This window comes from Pseudoxanthomonas sp. CF125 (genome assembly GCF_900104085.1).
GTDB lineage: Bacteria > Pseudomonadota > Gammaproteobacteria > Xanthomonadales > Xanthomonadaceae > Pseudoxanthomonas_A.
Map to the genome: position 1 here is coordinate 51,974 of NZ_FNLD01000003.1, position 16,834 is coordinate 68,807.

The window sequence follows — 16,834 nt, forward strand, 5'->3', positions numbered from 1 at the left end:
GGGCTGTCGGATGAACGTGGAGTACTTCGAAGGCAATGGCCGCAGCCTGCTGGGTACATCGCACCCGGCGCCCCGGCTTCGCGCCGGCGGCACCTCGGTGCTGTTGTGCAATCCCTTCGGCGAGGAAGCCGCGCGAGCGCACCGCGCCTACCGGGTACTGGCCGGAAAACTGCAGGACGAAGGCTACGCGACACTGCGCTTCGACTATTCCGGCACCGGTGATTCTTCGGGCGATGCCATCGACTCGACGGTGGAGCAGTGGGTCGACGACATAGAAGCGGCCATCGGCGAGTCGCGGCGCCAGTCGGGCAGCTCGCAAGTGGTGCTGGTGGGCCTGCGTTTCGGGGCTGCGCTGGCGACGCTTTGCGCGCGGCGCGAAAACCTGGGAATCGCGCACCTGGTGCTCTGGGATCCTGTGGTGCGCGGAGATCTCTACCTGCAGGAACTGGCGGGAATGCATGCGGCCTACTTGAACGAAGAACTCGGGCGCACGGATTTCCAGTCGGGTGGGAATGACGGAGGCTTTCCCGCCGAAGCGCTGGGCATGCCCATCAGCGCCACGCTGGCGGCGCAGATGGCCGGGATCGACATCGCGCCAGAACTGCCGCGCACCAGGCACATCACCGTCGTCAGCACGCGCGACTCCACGCAAATGCAGCGTCTGCGCACTTTGTGGCAACCCTGTCCGGCCCTGCGCTGGATCGACGTTATGGAAGGGACTACCTGGAACTCGGACGCGGCGCTGAACAGTGCGCTGGTGCCGGCCCGGGAAATAGCATCCATCGTCACAGGGGTCATGGAATGCAGTCCACAACGCCGGGGGGCGGACTAGCGGGTGCCGAACGGCCCCACCAGTCTGGCGACGGGAACAGCGACAACCAGACCAACTTTCGGCCTGAAGCGACGGTGCACGCGCTGTTCCGGGAACGCGCGCTCGCGCATCCGCAGCGACTGGCGCTGGTCTGGCAGGGCGGCCAGCTCGACTACGCAGGTCTGGACCGGCGCTCGGATGCAGTCGCACGCCATCTGATTTCGCTCGGCTGCCGGCCGGACCAGCCGGTCGCCCTGTGCCTGCCGCGGTCGGCCGAGGCGGTGATCGTCGCCCTTGGCATCCTCAAGGCCGGTGGCGCCTACCTGCCGCTGGACCCCGCCTATCCGCGCGCGCGCCTGCAGGCGCTGCTGGAAGATGCGCGCGCCGACATCGTGATCGCCAGCGACCAGGCGCGTAGCGCGCTGGTCGGGCTGTCTACCCATCTGCTCTCGCTGGAAGCGCTGGAGGCCGAACTCCCGCAAGCCGCAGAGGACCTGCCCGAACGTACGTCCGCCAGTGGCCTGGCCTATGTGATGTACACCTCCGGATCGACCGGCGCGCCCAAGGGCGTGCAGATCGAACACCGCTCCATCGTGCGTCTGGTCGGCGATATCGCCTATGCGACGCTGGACGCCGACACCTGCTTCCTGCATGCCGCCCCGCTGGGATTCGACGCTTCGACCCTCGAAATCTGGGGACCTCTGCTCAATGGCGGTCGCTGCGCCATCTTCCAGGAACCGGTGCCCGATGCGCGCGCGCTCGCCGCCTGCATCGAAGCCCTGGGGGTCACCAGCGCGTGGCTGACTGCCGCCCTTTTCAACTCCATCGTCGACGAAGACGTATCGGCATTGGCGCGGCTGCGGGAACTGCTGATCGGAGGCGAGGCGCTGTCGCCGCGTCACGTGCGCACCGCCCTGCACGCCCTGCCCGATCTGGCGCTGAGCAACGGCTACGGTCCCACCGAATGCACCACCTTCGCCACTACCTACCGGATACCCCGCGATCTGCCCGCCGAGGCCAGGACCATTCCGATCGGCCGCGCCATCGCCGACACGCTGCTGGTCGTGCTGGACGAACGGGGAAAGCCGGTGCCAGCGGGCGAAGTCGGCGAGCTGTATATCGGCGGCCGGGGCCTGGCGCGTGGATACCTGGGGCGTCCGGATCTGGATACGGAACGCTTCGTCATCGACGCATCCGGCCGCCGGCTGTATCGCACCGGCGACCTGGTCAGCTGGGGCGACGACGGAATGCTCAAGTTCGTCGTCCGCGTGGACCAGCAGGTGAAGATCCGCGGATTCCGCATCGAACCGGCGGAGATTGAAGCGGCCCTGTCCGTCCATCCCAATGTGAAAGCCTGCGCGGTCCTGGCGTTGCCCGGACCGGGCATGGACAAAAGGCTGGTCGCCTACGTCGTCTCCCAGAGCGGCGACTGCGACGCGGCCGATCTGCGCCAGCATCTTCAGTACTCGCTGCCGGACTACATGGTGCCGGCGATATTCCTGCCGCTGGAAGCGCTGCCGGTTACGCCCAACGGCAAGCTGGATCGCGCCGCACTGCCCATGCCCGGCAATGCGCGACCCGATCTGGCGCGGCCTTTCCGCACGCCGCGCGGCGAACTCGAAACTGCGTTGTGCACGGCGTTCGCGTCGGTGCTGGGACTGGACAGCGTGGGCGCCGACGACGGCTTCTTCGAGCTGGGCGGCGACTCGCTGCTGGCCATACGGCTTCTGCACCAGCTGCGTGTCGCCGGGATCGCCGACTACACGCCGATGCGCCTGTTCGAGTCGCCCACGCCGGCCAAACTGGCGCGGGCGCAGACGTTCGCCGCCCAAAGCAGGGACGCCGGCCCGGCGCTGCCCGACGAACCCATCGCCATCGTCGGGATGGCGGGGCGGTTTCCGGGCGCGGACGACATCGAGGCGTTCTGGAACAACCTGTGCGCGGGCACCGAATCGATCCGCATGTTTGCGCCGGAAGAGATCGACCCCAGCATTCCCCCGGCGCTACGCGATCATCCCGACTACGTGCGCGCCCGCGGCGTACTCAACGATACCGCGGGCTTCGATGCGGCCTTCTTCGGCATCTCGCCGCTGGAAGCGCAACTCATGGACCCGCAGCATCGCCATTTCCTGGAAACCGCCTGGCATGCGCTCGAGCATGCGGGTTACGTGCCTGAAACCGCGCCGGGCCGGGTCGGCGTGTTCGGCGGCATGTACAACGCCAGCTACTACCAGAAGCACGTGCTGCCGCGCCCGGACACCATCGCCAGGCTGGGCGAACTGCCCACCATGCTGGCCAACGAAAAGGACTATCTGACCAGCCGGGTGTCCTACAAGCTCGGATTGAATGGTCCGGCCGTCAGCGTGCATACCGCCTGCTCGACTTCCCTGGTCGCCACCGTGATGGCGATGCAGAGCCTGCGCCGCGGCGATTGCGACCTGGCCCTGGCCGGCGGCGTCGCCATTACCTGCCCACCCGATAGCGGCTATCTGTACCAGGAAGGCGCGATGGCCTCGCCCGACGGGCATACGCGCACCTTCGATGCCGATGCGGCCGGTACGGTGTTCTCCGATGGCGTGGCCATGCTCTCCCTGCGCAGGCTTTCCGATGCGGTGGCCGCGGGCGACACCATCTACGCGGTGCTGCTCAGCGGCGCGGTCAACAACGACGGCGCCGACCGCGCCAGCTTCACTGCGCCCAGTCCCGGCGGCCAAGCCAGCGTCATCGCCCTGGCCCATGATCGCGCGGGAATCGATGCGCGCAGCATTTCCTACCTGGAAGCGCACGGCACCGCGACTCCGCTGGGCGATCCGATCGAGATAGAAGGACTCACCCGCGCGTTCCAGCGCCACACGCGCGACACCGGTTTCTGCGCCATCGGCTCGCTCAAGAGCAACGTGGGCCACCTGGTCACCGCCGCCGGCGCGGCCAGCCTGATCAAGACCTCGCTGGCGCTGCATCGGAACACGCTGCCGCCGACGATCGGCTTCGACAAACCCAATCCCCACATCGATTTCGCCGCTACGCCTTTCGTGCCGCTGGCGCGTTTGGCGCACTGGCCGCGCACCGGCGAGCCGCGACGCGCAGGCGTCAGCGCGTTCGGCTTCGGTGGCACCAACGCGCACGTGGTCGTGCAGGAAGCGCCCGAGGCGCCGCCCCACGCAACGTCCGCACGCCAGGCACAGTTGCTGGTGGTGTCAGGGCGCACGCCAGAAGCATTGCAGGCCAATTGCCAGCGGTTGGCCGCCCATCTTGCCGACGCCGCCGAAGACCCGCTTGCGCCGCTTGCCGACATCGCCCATACCTTGCGGTTGGGACGGCGCGCGTTCGCCCATCGGCATGCCGTCGTCGCGAGCTCCATAACGGAGGCCGCGCGCCTGTTCGCCGAGCCGTTGCCGCAGCGCCCGCTGGCGGAAAGCGCGCCGGACATCGCATTCCTGTGCTCCGGCCAGGGATCCCAGTACGCCTCGATGGGCCACGGCCTGTACCAGACCGAGCCCGCATTCCGGGCGGCCTATGACCAGTGTTGCGAGATACTGCGCAAGTCGAGCGGGCGCGATCCGCGCAACGAGTTCTTTTCCACCGACGCCGACGCCCTGTTGCCCACCCGCGTCACCCAGCCGGCGATCTTCGCCCTGGAATACGCGCTGGCCCAGCTATGGATCAGCTGGGGAATCGTCCCCACCGCGTTGATCGGACATAGCGTGGGCGAGTTCGTCTGCGCGGTGCTGGCGGAGGTCATGTCGCTGGAAGACGGACTGGCGCTGGTGGAACTGCGCGGCCAGCTGATGCAGCTGCAACCCGAAGGCAGCATGCTCTCGGTGCGCCTGGCCACCAACGAACTTGCGCCCTACCTGGAAGACGGCGTCGAGCTGGCGGCGGAGAACGGCCCGCACCTGTGCGTGCTGGCCGGCCCCACGGCGGCTGTCGATCGGGTCGAAGCGCGCCTGCAAGCCGAAGGCGTCGCCGCACGCAGACTGGTGACCTCGCACGCGTTCCATTCGGCGATGATGGAGCCGGTAGTCGAGCCGATGCGGCAACGGCTGCAATCCGTCTTCCTGCAGGCGCCCAGGATTCCCATCCTGTCCACCGTCACCGCCGACTGGCTTGGCGATGAGCAGGCTTGCGACCCCGATTACTGGGCCCAGCATCTGCGCAAGCCGGTTCGCTTCGCCCCTGCGGTGTCGAAACTGGTGGCCGATCCGGCACGACTGTTCGTAGAAATCGGTCCGCGCGCCACGCTGACCACGCTGGCGCATCAAGCGGCGGTGGGAAAACGCGGACAGACTGTCGCCGTCGCCAGCCTGTCCGATTCGCCGGCAAGCGAGTCCTCCGCCATCGCCGCGGCGCTCGCCAAATTGTGGACGCTGGGCGCGGCTCCCGACTGGCAGACCTACACCGCGCACGAATCGCGCCGCCGCGTGGCCTTGCCCGGCTACGCCTTCCAGCATCAGCGCTACTGGCTGGACGGTGTCGCCGCACAAACAATGACGGCGCCGGATACGGCGACGCCCGAGGAGGTCGCCACCGCGCATGAGCCTGCAGCGATGGCCGTTAGCAGCGACGGCGATGCCGTCCACGGCGCTCTGTTTGCGCAACTGCAATCGGTGATCGAGGAAGTGTCCGGACTGGAAGTGACCCAGGTCGAATGCGCCACGCCGTGGCTGGAGCTGGGCCTGGATTCCCTGGCGCTGACGCAGCTTTCGTTGCAGGTGCAACGCAGCTTCAAGGTCAAGGTGTCGTTCCGGCAGATGATGGAGCAGTACGGATCGATGGCCAGGTTGCTCGACTTCCTTGCCGAAGCCGGCGGCAACGCCGCGATCACCGCATCCCCCGCGCCGGCCAAGGCCAGCAGCGCGGCCGGCGACGAAGAGGAAACCGACGGCAGGCCGCTCGCCTACGACGTGAAGAAGGCCTTCGGCGCGATCGCGCGCATCCACAACCATGCCGACGCGATGACGCCCTTGCAGCGCGAACGGCTGGATGCGCTGGTGGCGCGCTACACCTCCAAAACCGGCGGGTCCAAAGCCTACACCGCCAAACACCGTCGCCACATGGCCGATCCTCGCGTGGTCAACGGCTTCCGTCCGCTCACCAAGGAGCTGGCTTACCAGTTGGTGATCGAACGCTCGCGCGGTTCGCGCATGTGGGACCTGGACGGCAACGAGTACGTGGATGTGCTGTCCGGATTCGGCATGAACCTGTTCGGCTGGCAGCCCGACTTCCTGCGCGAGGTGCTGCACCAGCAGATCGAGGACGGCTACGAGATCGGTCCGCAGCACGTGCTCGCCGGCGAAACCGCGGAGCTGTTCACCGAACTCACCCAGGCCGAGCGTGTGGCGTTCTGCAATACCGGCTCCGAAGCGGTGATGGGCGCCATGCGCATCGCGCGTACGGTGACGGGCCGCAACACCATCGCCCTCTTCACCGGCGCCTACCATGGCATCTTCGATGAAGTCATCGTGCGCGGCACGCGCAAGCTGCGCAGCATTCCGGCCGCGCCGGGCATCATGGCCTCGGCTTCGCAGAACGTGCTGGTGCTGGACTACGGCACCGAGGAGTCGATGCGGATCCTGCGCGAGCGGGCGCACGAGCTGGCCGCGATCCTGGTGGAACCGGTGCAGAGCCGTCGCCCGGACTTCCAACCGGTGGAATTCCTGCGCCAATTGCGCGAGCTGACCCGGGAAAGCGGTTCGGTGCTGATCTTCGACGAGGTGGTCACCGGCTTCCGTGCGCACCCTCGCGGCATCCAGGGCCTGTTCGGCATCGAAGCCGACCTGGCTTGCTACGGCAAAGTGGTCGGCGGCGGTTTCCCCATCGGAGTCATCGCCGGCAAGCGTCCCTTCATGGATGCGCTGGACGGCGGCCATTGGGAATACGGCGACGATTCGGCGCCTACGGTCGGGGTGACGTATTTCGCCGGGACCTTCGTACGCCACCCACTGGCGCTGGCGGCGGCCAAGGCCAGCCTGCAGCGATTGCGCGACGCCGGGCCCGAACTCCAGGAAGGCTTGAACCGGCGTACCGCCGGGATGGTCGAGCGGATCAACGCAGCGATGCGCGAACTCGGCGCTCCTTTCAAGCTGGCCACGTTCGCCTCGTTGTGGCGGAACGTGTTCACCGAGGAAATGCCCTACGGCGATCTGCTGTATGTGATGTTGCGCGACCGCGGCATCCACATCCTCGACAACTTCCCCTGCTTCCTCACCACCGCGCACACCGACGAGGACATCGCCCGCATCGTTTCCGCCTACCGCGAAGCGGCGGCGGAAATGATCGAAAGCGGTTTCTTCCCGGTAGTGCCGGCAGAACCGCAATCGGAGATCGCCGCAAGCGGCTCGCGCGTGGTCCCCACGACCGAACAACAGCGGGAGGTATGGCTGGCCGACCGGATGGGTACCGAAGCCTCGCTCGCCTACAACGAATCCATTTCGCTGCACCTGCGCGGAACCCTGGACGTGGAGGCCTTGCGTGCGGCGGTCCGGTCGCTGGTTTCCCGCCATGACGCATTGCGTTCCACCTTCTCCGTCGATGGTATGAGCTTGCAGACGCATGCGGCCCTGCCTGCACTGGATCTTGAGTTGCACGATTTCAGTTCGGGCAGCCCTGCAGAAGCCCAGGCGCAGCTCGCCGCGATAGTCGAACAGCACGTTTCGCAACCCTTCGACTTGTCCGCGGGTCCGCTGGTGCGCACGGCGCTGGCGCGGCTGCAGGAAGCGCACCACGTCCTGGTGCTCACCGGCCATCACATCGTGCTCGACGGGTGGTCGTTCTGGGTGCTGGTCAAGGAACTGGCAGCCGAGTACGCGCGCTTCAAGCTGGGTTCGGGCGCCGCGCTGCCGGCCGCGCCCTCCTTCGCCGATTTCGCCGTTGAAGCCGCCCGCCAGGCCGGCAACGATGTTGAGGATCTCCAGTGGTGGTCGCAGCAGTTCGCCGACGGCGGCCCCGTGCTGGAATTGCCCGTCGACCGTCCGCGTCCGCGTCTGCGCACCCAGACTGCGGGCCGGCTCGATCACCTGCTTCCCGCGCCGTTGGTCAAGGAGATGCGCAAAGTCGGCGCCGCCCGCGGCACCAGTCTGTTCGCCAGCCTGCTGGCCGGCTTCTCCACGTTGCTGCATCGGCTGACCAGCCAGGACGACGTGGTGATAGGCATTCCCGTGGCCGGCCAGGCGGCGGGCAATGAAGGCCTGGTGGGGCATTGCGTCAGCATGCTGCCGCTGCGCCTGCGCATGCAGCCTTCGATGCCTTTCGCCCGGCTGCTGGAGTGCAGTCGGGTGGCGATGCTCGACGCTTACGACCACCAGCGCGTCACCTTCGGGCGCCTGTTGCAGTCGCTGCCGCTGCAACGCGATCCTTCGCGCTTGCCGCTGATCAGCGTGATGTTCAACATCGACCAGGCCATGACCCTGGAGCGCGATGCGGCGCCCGGCTTGTCTTTCGAGGTGCTGGGCAACGCACGCCGGTTCGAGACGTTCGAACTGTTCGTCAATGCCGTGGACCTGGGCGCCGAAGGCATGCGCCTGGAATGCCAGTACAACCGCGATCTGTTCGATGCCGAAACCGTGGCGCGCTGGATGTCTTCCTTCGAGCTTCTGCTGGCCGACGCGGCGGCCGATCCGGAGCGTGCGCTCGGCGCGCTGACGGTGCTGGGCCAGCAAGACGTGCGCAAACTCGAAGACTGGAACCGCACCGGAACGGCATACGCCAACGACCAGCGGGTGGAAGCGCTGATCCTCCAACAAGCGCTGCGTTCGCCTGCCGCCATCGCCGTGCGCGCCGGTGCGGACACATTGAGCTATGCGCAGCTGGACGCGCGTTCCCATGCCATCGCCTGCGCGTTGCAGGACGCGGGCGTGAAGCCGGCAGATCGCGTCGGCCTGTTGCTGGAGCGCGATATCGACCTGATTCCCGCGCTGCTCGGCGCGTGGCGCGCGGGGGCATGCTACGTACCCCTGGATCCGGCGTTCCCGCTGGAGCGCCTTGCCTACATGGCGGAAGATTCCGCTCTGCGCTTCGTGCTGAGCACGCAGGAATTGTCGGAACGGCTGGGCGAGGCGGTGCGAGGTGCGTCCGTCATCCGCCTGCAGGACATTCCCGCTTGCCTCGGCCGTGCATCGGCCCCGCAGGGATCGGCCGACGACGACGCCTACCTCATCTATACCTCCGGCTCCACCGGCCGGCCGAAGGGCGTGCGGGTGACGCACCGCTCGGTAGCCAACTTCCTGCAGTCCATGCGCCTGGCTCCGGGCCTCGATGCGCAGTCGCGCCTGGCGGCGGTGACCACGCTGTCCTTCGACATCGCGGTGCTGGAACTGCTGCTGCCCTTGCTGGTCGGCGCGGAGGTGCTGGTCGTGGGGCGCGAGCAGGCCATCGACGGCACCGCCCTGCGCGCTTTGCTGGAAAGACACGCAATCAACGCCATGCAGGCCACGCCCATGACCTGGCGGTTGCTGCTGGAGTCCGGCTGGGAAGGCGGAACGGATTGGAAAGCGTTGTGCGGCGGCGAACCGATGCCGCCCGACCTCGCCGCGGCATTGCTGCCGCGCACGGGCGAACTCTGGAATCTTTACGGCCCCACCGAAACCACGGTGTGGTCCAGCGCGCATCGCGTGATCGATACGGCCCTTCCGCTTCCCATCGGCAAGCCGATCGCCAACACCCAGCTGCACGTGATGGACGCCGCCCTGAATCGCGTTCCGATCGGCGTGGTGGGCGAGCTGTGCATCGGCGGCGATGGCGTGGCCCGCGGCTACCTGGACCGGCCGCAACTGACCGCCGAACGCTTCGTCGAAACCGGGCACGGCCGCTTGTACCGCACCGGCGACCTCGCCCGCTGGCGCAATGACGGCACCCTGGAATGCCTGGGTCGCAACGATTTCCAGGTCAAGCTGCGCGGTTACCGCATCGAGTTGGGCGAAATCGAACAGCAGTTGGCCAGCCACCCCGACGTCGTCCAAGCCGTGGCGGTTACGCGCACGTTCGCCGAGGGGGATGTCAGGCTGCTTGCGTATGTCGTGCCCGCACCGGGTTCGACGTTGGACGAGGAGGCTTTGCGCGCGCATCTGTCAGTGCGTCTGCCGACCTACATGGTGCCTGGCCGCTTGATCGCCCTGGAACGCATGCCGCTCACCGGCAGCGGCAAGATAGACCGCAACGCGCTGCCTGCGCCCGACCCTGCCGGCGCCACCGAAGAGCAGGACATTGCCGGGGCGTTTTCCGACCCGCTGCAGGCCCGGGTCGCCACCCACTATCGGCGCATCCTGGGTCTGGCCCAGGTCGGCGCATACGACAATTTCTTCAGCGTCGGCGGCCACTCGCTGCTGGCCGCGCAACTCACCGCCGCGCTGGGCAACGAACTGCGGATGAGCGTGCCGCTGCGTGCGGCCTTCGAACATCCGACCATCGCCGCGCTCGCCGGCTGGATCGCTACCGAGCAAGCCATCGACGCCAGCGTCGAAACCATCGTGCGCCTGCCCGTTGCCACCCGCGCACCGCTGTCGCTGATGCAACAGCGCCTCTGGTACCTGGAACAACTGCAGCCGGGCCGCACGGTCTACAACGTGCCTTCCGCGCATCGCCTGCACGGCGCCCTGGAGGTCGCTGCGCTGAAGCGCGCCTTGGCCAGGATGGTCGAACGCCAGGACGTGCTGCGCACCGTGATCGGCACGCACGAAGGCGAACCCTACCAGCAGGTGCTCGCGCAGCTCGACGCGGATCTGCCCGAGGAAGACCTGTCGGATCTGCCCGACACCGAGCGCGAAAACGTGCTCATGCAGCGGCTGCAACAGCAGATCGCGCGGCCGTTCGATCTGGAGCAGGGGCCGCTGTTCCGCGCACGCCTCTACAAACTGGCCAAGGACCAGCATGTGCTGTTCTTCATGGCGCACCATCTGGTCTGGGACGGCTGGTCGTTCGATCTCTTCTACGAAGAGATGTCGGCGCTGTACCAGGCCTATGCCGCCGGTGGCCAGGATCCGCTTGCCGCGCCCGCATTGAGCTATGCGGATTTCGCCGCCTGGCATCGCGACTGGCTGGACGGGCCGGAACTCACCCGGCAATTGCAGCACTGGCAGGCCAAGCTGGCCGATGCGCCGGAAGCGCTGGATCTGCCGCTGGATCACGCCCGTCCCGCGACTCCCAGCAATGACGGCGACACGGTCTGGCTGCGCATTCCGCAGGCGACCGTGGACCGCTTGCGTGTGCAGGCGCAGGCGCAGGGCGGCACGCTATTCATGACTCTTCTGTCGGCATGGTCGATGTTGTTGCATCAGCTCAGCGGACAACAGGACCTGGTTATCGGCACGCCGGTGCGCGGCCGCGGCCAGCCGGGTCTGGAATCGCTGATGGGCTTCTTCGTCAACGCGCTGCCGTTGCGGTTGCGCGTGGATCCCGGCGCCGCTTTCACCGCGCTGTTGCAGGATGTCCGCAACGAGGTCGTGGATGCCTTCGCATCCCAGGACGTGCCGTTCGAGCACCTGGTGCGGGCGCTGGACAAGCGCCGCGATCCCAGCCGCTTCCCGATCTACCAGGCGTTCTTCTCCTACCAGGATGCGCGGCAACGGCCGTCGCGCTGGGGCGGGCTGGCGCATGAAAACCTGCCGGTGTTCCAGGCGGCCGCGGCGCAGGATGTGGCGCTCTGGTTCCTGGAAGGCAACGACGGATTGGTGGGCGGGCTGAATTTCAACACCGACATCCTGCTGCGCCAAACCGCCGAACTGCTGAAGCAGCGCTACCTGTTCCTGCTCGACCGCATCGCCGCCGAACCCGGCGCGCCGGTGCGCGAACTGCTCGCCATCGATCCCCGCGAAGCCGCGCAGCTGGCGCAATGGAACGCGACATCCGCACCGGCGCCCGCCGCTACGGATATCGCCTCCTACCTGCAGGCCTCCTTCCTTGCCAACGCTTCCAGCACGGCAGTGATCCAGGGCGGGCAGACCCTCACCTATGCGCAATTGCAAAGCCAGGCCGAGCGGATCGCCGCGGCGCTGCAAGCACGCGGCGCGGGCGAAGGCACGCTGGTGGCGCTGCACCTGCAACGGACGCCGGCCATGCTGGCCGCCGTGCTGGGTGTGTTGCGCTCGGGAGCGGCGTACCTGCCGCTGGACCCGGAATTCCCCGCCGAACGGCTTGCCTTCATGCTGGAGGATTCCGCTGCCACCCTGCTGCTGCACGACGGTGCGTCGGCGCCTTTCGCGAATTTCAACGGCGCGCAGATCGGTCTTGAATCGCTGCTGGACCGTGGCGATGCGGAGCCTGCGGCACCTTCCGCACTGGGCGGCCTGTCCTCCGATGCGCTGGCTTATGTCATCTACACCTCCGGCTCGACCGGCCAGCCGAAGGGCGTGCGGGTAACGCAACGTTCGGTCGTCAACTTCCTGGAATCGATGAAGTCCGAACCAGGCTTCGATGCGTCCACGCGCCTGGCCGCGGTGACCACGCTGTCCTTCGATATCGCCGTGCTCGAACTGCTGGCGCCGCTGACCGTCGGTGGCCAGGTGGTGCTGGTTAGCCGCGAAGACGCCACCGACGGTGCTGCGCTGCGCCGCATTTGCGAACAGCACAAGGTCAACACCATGCAGGCCACTCCCTTCAGCTGGCGCCTGCTGCTGGAAGCCGGTTGGCGCGGCGGAAGGAAATGGAAAGCCTTGTGCGGCGGCGAACCGATGCCGGTGGAAGTGGCCGAGGCGCTGCTGCTGCGCGTGGGCGAGCTCTGGAACATGTACGGTCCCACCGAAACCACGGTGTGGTCGACCTGCACCCGCATCGTAGCGGGCCAGGGCGACATCGTCATCGGTCGTCCCATCGCCAATACGCGCGTGCAAGTGGTCGATGCCAACGGCAATCCCTGCCCTATCGGCATCGCCGGCGAACTGGTCATCGAAGGCGCTGGCGTGGCCCTGGGCTATCACGCCCGCCCGCAACTGACCGCCGAGAAATTCATCGCCGATAGCGACGGCAACGGCGCCGCGTACCGCAGCGGCGATCTGGGCCGTTGGCGCAGCGACGGACAGTTGCAGCACCTGGGGCGGCTGGACCAGCAGATCAAGCTGCATGGCTACCGAATAGAAATCGGCGAGATCGAAGTAGCCCTGGCCCGACACGCCTCCGTGGCCCAGGCGGCGGTGCATCTCGCGCCCGGCGCCGGTGGCGAGCGCATGCTGGCCGCCTACCTGGTGCTGCGCGACGGGCATGCGCTGCAACCGGAAGAACTGCGCGCCCACCTGCGCCATACGCTTCCGGCCTACATGGTTCCGGCGGTCTTCATCGCACTGGACGCACTGCCCACCACCAGCAACGGCAAACTGGACCGCAACGCGCTGCCGGCGCCGGTACGTGCGGTGGCTACAGCGCCGGCCGCCGCGCACCGGCGGCCATTCACGCCGACCGAAGCCACGGTCGCGGCGCTGTGGTGCGAATTGCTCGAGCTCGAACAAGTGGGCGCGCAGGACAACTTCCTGGACCTTGGCGGCCATTCGCTATTGGTGATGCGCGCCGTGGCGCTGCTGCAGACGCGCACCGGCGCAAGCCTCAGCCCGCGTGCGTTCGTGTTCCAGACGCTCGAGCAGATCGCCGCCGAATGCGATGCGATGGCCGGGGAGAAGCGGCCGGCGGATCAATCCCGCGGTTTGCTGGGAAGGGTCATCGCGCGGCTGGGGCGGAGTGCGCGGAAATGAAATACGGCACGGCGCTGCGATCAGCGCATGGAATCTTCGCGGACGAAGTAGTAACCGCTGTAGGCGTCGATGTCGCGGCCGCGGGTGAAAGGGATGCGGCAGTACTGCTCCCGATTGCTCCAGTGGTCGACGACGCGATAACCCAGCCCGGTGACCGAAGCCACGAATTCATCGCGGTTGTAGATGCGGTAAGGATGGAACGCGCGCCCGGTGGATTGCACGGTGACGAAGGTTTCGCCGTCGTACAGCGGCATCTTGTTGATCAGCAGGTGTTGCGGACGGCTGTTCATGCCGTCCAGGAGCTGGGGCATGTCCATGTCCACGTATTGCAGTGAGCCGGCCGCCAGCAGGACGTTGCACCGGCTTCCGTCGGCTATCGAGGAAGTGAATTCCAGGCCGGTCGCGCCACGCTCCTGCGCCAGCCGCGCGCCTTCCTCGATGATCGCCGGCACGTCGCATACGCGCCAGCGCATCCCCGGCGGATAACCCAGGTACTGTTCCCAACCGTAGAAACTGACGCCCACATGCCCGCCAAAATCGAACAGCACGGTGTCCGCATCCAGGATGCGCTGCAACCAGAACAGGACGGCGTAGTCGCTCTGGCAGGCGCGCTCCATCCGGTTGCGGTACATGCCGGAGAGGGCGTCGTGGTCGTAGCCGATACGGCGGCCGCGGAGGATGGACCGCTCGGCCTCGGCGAAGCCGGGAAACACGCCACGGAACTTGTTGGGGGGCATGCGCGCGAAGCTACGGGCGTAGTCCCAGGCCAGGACTTGGCCAAGAACGGGAATCCGCCATGCGTGACGGGCAATGCGTTCGCCGGTGTCGATGAGCCCCATGCGCCAAGGATAACAGCAGATGTATATTCCAGAGCCATGGCCGGACCGCTGATTTCCCTCGAATCCGATAGCTTCGATCCGTGGAAGCTGCAAGCCGTCAGCCACCGCTTGTGCGGGCATCCGCTACTGCAGATCGAATCGCTGGTGGCGCTGGGCCGCCGCCTGGAATCGCGCAAACTGGTACGTACGCACAGCGATACCGCCACCGCCGGCACCGCCTTCGGCGACGCTCCCTCGCTGCATCCCAACCAGCGCAGCGCGGAGGAAACGCTTGCGGGGATTGCCGAGGCGCGCGCCTGGATGTCGCTGCTCAATGTGCAGGCCGATCCGGTCTACCGCACGCTGGTCGATGAGGTGCTGGACGCGGTGCGGCCTTTCGTCGACCGCGTCGATCCGGGCATGAGCTTCCGCGGCGGATGGATCTTCGTCACTTCACCGGGAGCCGTCACCCCGTTCCACATGGACCACGAACACAATTTCATCCTGCAGATCCGCGGCAAAAAGCGTCTGTACACCTGGGACCCGCTGGACCGCGGCATCATCAGCGAGCGGGCCCAGGAACTCTTTCACGACCAGCATTCGCGCGAGGAAGTCCGCTGGGACGAATCCTTCCGCGCCAGGGCGCGCGTGTTCGATCTGGAACCGGGAATGGGCGGCTACATGCCCTCCACCGCACCGCACATGGTGGAGAACGGCGACGAGCCGTCGATCACCGTCAGCTTCACCTACTACACGGCGGCCACGCGCCGGCGCGAGTTGCTGTACCGCGGCAATGCGCGCATGCGCGCACATGGGATGAGCCCTTCACCGGTCGGTCAGTCGCCCTTGCGCGACAACGTCAAGGCCGCGGTCCTTTCCGCGTATATGGAATCCCGTGCGCGCCTGCTTCGCGCGCTGGGGCGCGGCGTGCGCGACAACAAGCTGGATTACGCGCCCACCTGAGCGGCGCTATTCGGCCTGGCGCCGGCCCAGGCGTCCACCCGAAAGACGATGCAGCAGCGCACGCGCGTAGGCCGCATCGGCTTCGTGCAGGCAACGCAATAGCCAGAGTGCGGCCACATAGGAAATCAGGAACAGCACGCCGCCAGCCGCCAGTGCGAGCAGCGGCGGATCCAGGCGCGTCGCAGGCCAGCTGCAAGCCGCAGCCAGCGCGGCCGCCAGGCCGATGCGCGACAGACGTCCCCAGTGCAGGGAAGAGCGCGTTTCGCGCAAGGCCAGCTCCAGCGTGGAGCCGGTGCCCAGGATCGCCAGCACGGCGCACGCCACCACCGCGCCGTGCAGGCCGAAATAGAACGTGCCCACGCCCGCTCCGGCGAACCGCAGAACGGTGAACAACAGGGTGAGCTTCATCAATGCGGTCTGGCGGTCGGCGCTCACCAGATAGGACGAGGCCCCTTGCCCCAGCGTACTGGCCACGCGCGCCACCAGCAGGATGCTCAAGGCCTGCGCGGCCGGCGCGTAAGCCGGTCCGTACAGCAGTGCGATGAGCTGCTTTGCGAACACCGCGCCGATGGCGATCAACGGCGCCCCCAGCACGAACAGCCAGGCAGTAGCGCCTGCGATCAGCGACGCCGCTTCCTGCCGGCTGCGCCCGTAGGCGCTGGCCATCATCGGCAGCAGCTGCGCGCTGACCACGCCCGGCGCCAGCAGTGCGGCGCCCATCGCCAACGCGTTGGCGACTTTGAACATGCCGGCCTGGTCGGGCCCGGCAAGCAGGTTGAGAAAAGGCAGTTCGATTTCGCTGGTGCCTATCGAACCCAGGATGATGGTGAAGGCGACCACGCGCAGATGATGGGCCACGCGTGCGGCCAATTCGGTGGGCAAGTGTGCCTCGCCCGCGCCCGCGGCGCGCAGCACTTCGGCTGCGCGCCAACGCGAAACCAGATAGAAAACGACCCCGGACACCGCGTAGATCGCGATGAATACGGGAAGCGAAGAACGCCACAGCCAGGCCACCGCGATCATCGCCAGGTTCAAGGTCGCGCTGACGCCTGCGATGACCGCGACCGAACGGAAATCCTGCGATCCTTTGGCCAGCGCGATGTTGAACATGTAAGGCGCGCGCAACAGCACAGAGGCCACAATGAGGCCCAGCACCCATAGTTCCTGACCGGCCGCGATGCGCGAACGCGTCGCGAAGAGCAGCACGCCGACGCTTGCCGCCACCACCACCAGCATCAATCGCTGCAGCCGCTGCAGCTTGCGTACCAGCGGCCCGATCAGATCGGTCCGCCTCGCCCCGTTCAATTCGGCCACGAACTTGATCGCAGCGGTGGTGATGCCCGCATTGGCCACGATCACGGCCGTGGACACGATCCAGACCAGCAGGCTGTAGACGCCCAGGTCCGCCGGGCCCAGGGCGCGCGCCACCAGGATCGAGGCGATCAGCCCGAACAGGTATTCGATGTAGAGGCCGGCCGAAGAATAGACCGCATTGGAAAGGGTCCTGCCGCGCTCGTTCATGCGCTCATCGCCCAACCGCGACAGCCAAGGGACAAGGCCGCGGGACA

General features: G+C 67.1%; 5 protein-coding genes. 3 read left to right on the forward strand and 2 right to left on the reverse strand.

What is annotated here, in order from left to right:
* Positions 1 to 10: 10 nt before the first annotated feature.
* Both BLR66_RS13825 and BLR66_RS13830 read left to right on the forward strand, forming a co-directional pair.
* Entirely contained in the window at positions 11 to 832 is an 822-nt protein-coding gene (locus BLR66_RS13825; RefSeq protein WP_093288128.1) for an alpha/beta fold hydrolase, read from the forward strand.
* Entirely contained in the window at positions 802 to 13,485 is a 12,684-nt protein-coding gene (locus BLR66_RS13830) for a hybrid non-ribosomal peptide synthetase/type I polyketide synthase (protein WP_093288133.1), read from the forward strand. The genes BLR66_RS13825 and BLR66_RS13830 overlap by 31 nt, the downstream gene beginning before the upstream one ends.
* A 20-nt stretch (positions 13,486 to 13,505) precedes the next feature.
* Here the strand turns inward: BLR66_RS13830 and BLR66_RS13835 are convergent, their stop codons facing one another.
* Positions 13,506 to 14,324 carry a methyltransferase, TIGR04325 family gene (locus tag BLR66_RS13835; RefSeq protein ID WP_176943887.1) on the reverse strand — a complete coding sequence of 273 codons (819 nt, stop codon included), beginning with the start codon at positions 14,322 to 14,324 and terminating at the stop codon, positions 13,506 to 13,508.
* A 36-nt stretch (positions 14,325 to 14,360) separates the two neighbouring features.
* On the opposite strand from BLR66_RS13835, the gene BLR66_RS13840 reads away from it, so the two are divergent.
* On the forward strand, positions 14,361 to 15,266 hold the full coding sequence (locus tag BLR66_RS13840) for a cupin-like domain-containing protein (RefSeq protein WP_093288143.1): 906 nt from the start codon (positions 14,361 to 14,363) through the stop codon (positions 15,264 to 15,266).
* 6 nt (positions 15,267 to 15,272) lie between these two features.
* Here the strand turns inward: BLR66_RS13840 and BLR66_RS13845 are convergent, their stop codons facing one another.
* On the reverse strand, positions 15,273 to 16,787 hold the full coding sequence (locus BLR66_RS13845) for an oligosaccharide flippase family protein (protein ID WP_176943888.1): 1,515 nt from the start codon (positions 16,785 to 16,787) through the stop codon (positions 15,273 to 15,275).
* Positions 16,788 to 16,834: the final 47 nt, after the last annotated feature.

Excerpts from the sequence above, each read along its gene's own strand:
- BLR66_RS13830 (WP_093288133.1), top strand. The coding sequence starts at position 802 with ATGCAGTCCACAACGCCGGGGGGCGGACTAGCGGGTGCCGAACGGCCC.
- BLR66_RS13825 (WP_093288128.1), top strand. The coding sequence starts at position 11 with ATGAACGTGGAGTACTTCGAAGGCAATGGCCGCAGCCTGCTGGGTACA.
- BLR66_RS13840 (WP_093288143.1), top strand. The coding sequence starts at position 14,361 with ATGGCCGGACCGCTGATTTCCCTCGAATCCGATAGCTTCGATCCGTGG.
- BLR66_RS13845 (WP_176943888.1), bottom strand. The coding sequence starts at position 16,787 with ATGAACGAGCGCGGCAGGACCCTTTCCAATGCGGTCTATTCTTCGGCC.
- BLR66_RS13835 (WP_176943887.1), bottom strand. The coding sequence starts at position 14,324 with ATGGGGCTCATCGACACCGGCGAACGCATTGCCCGTCACGCATGGCGG.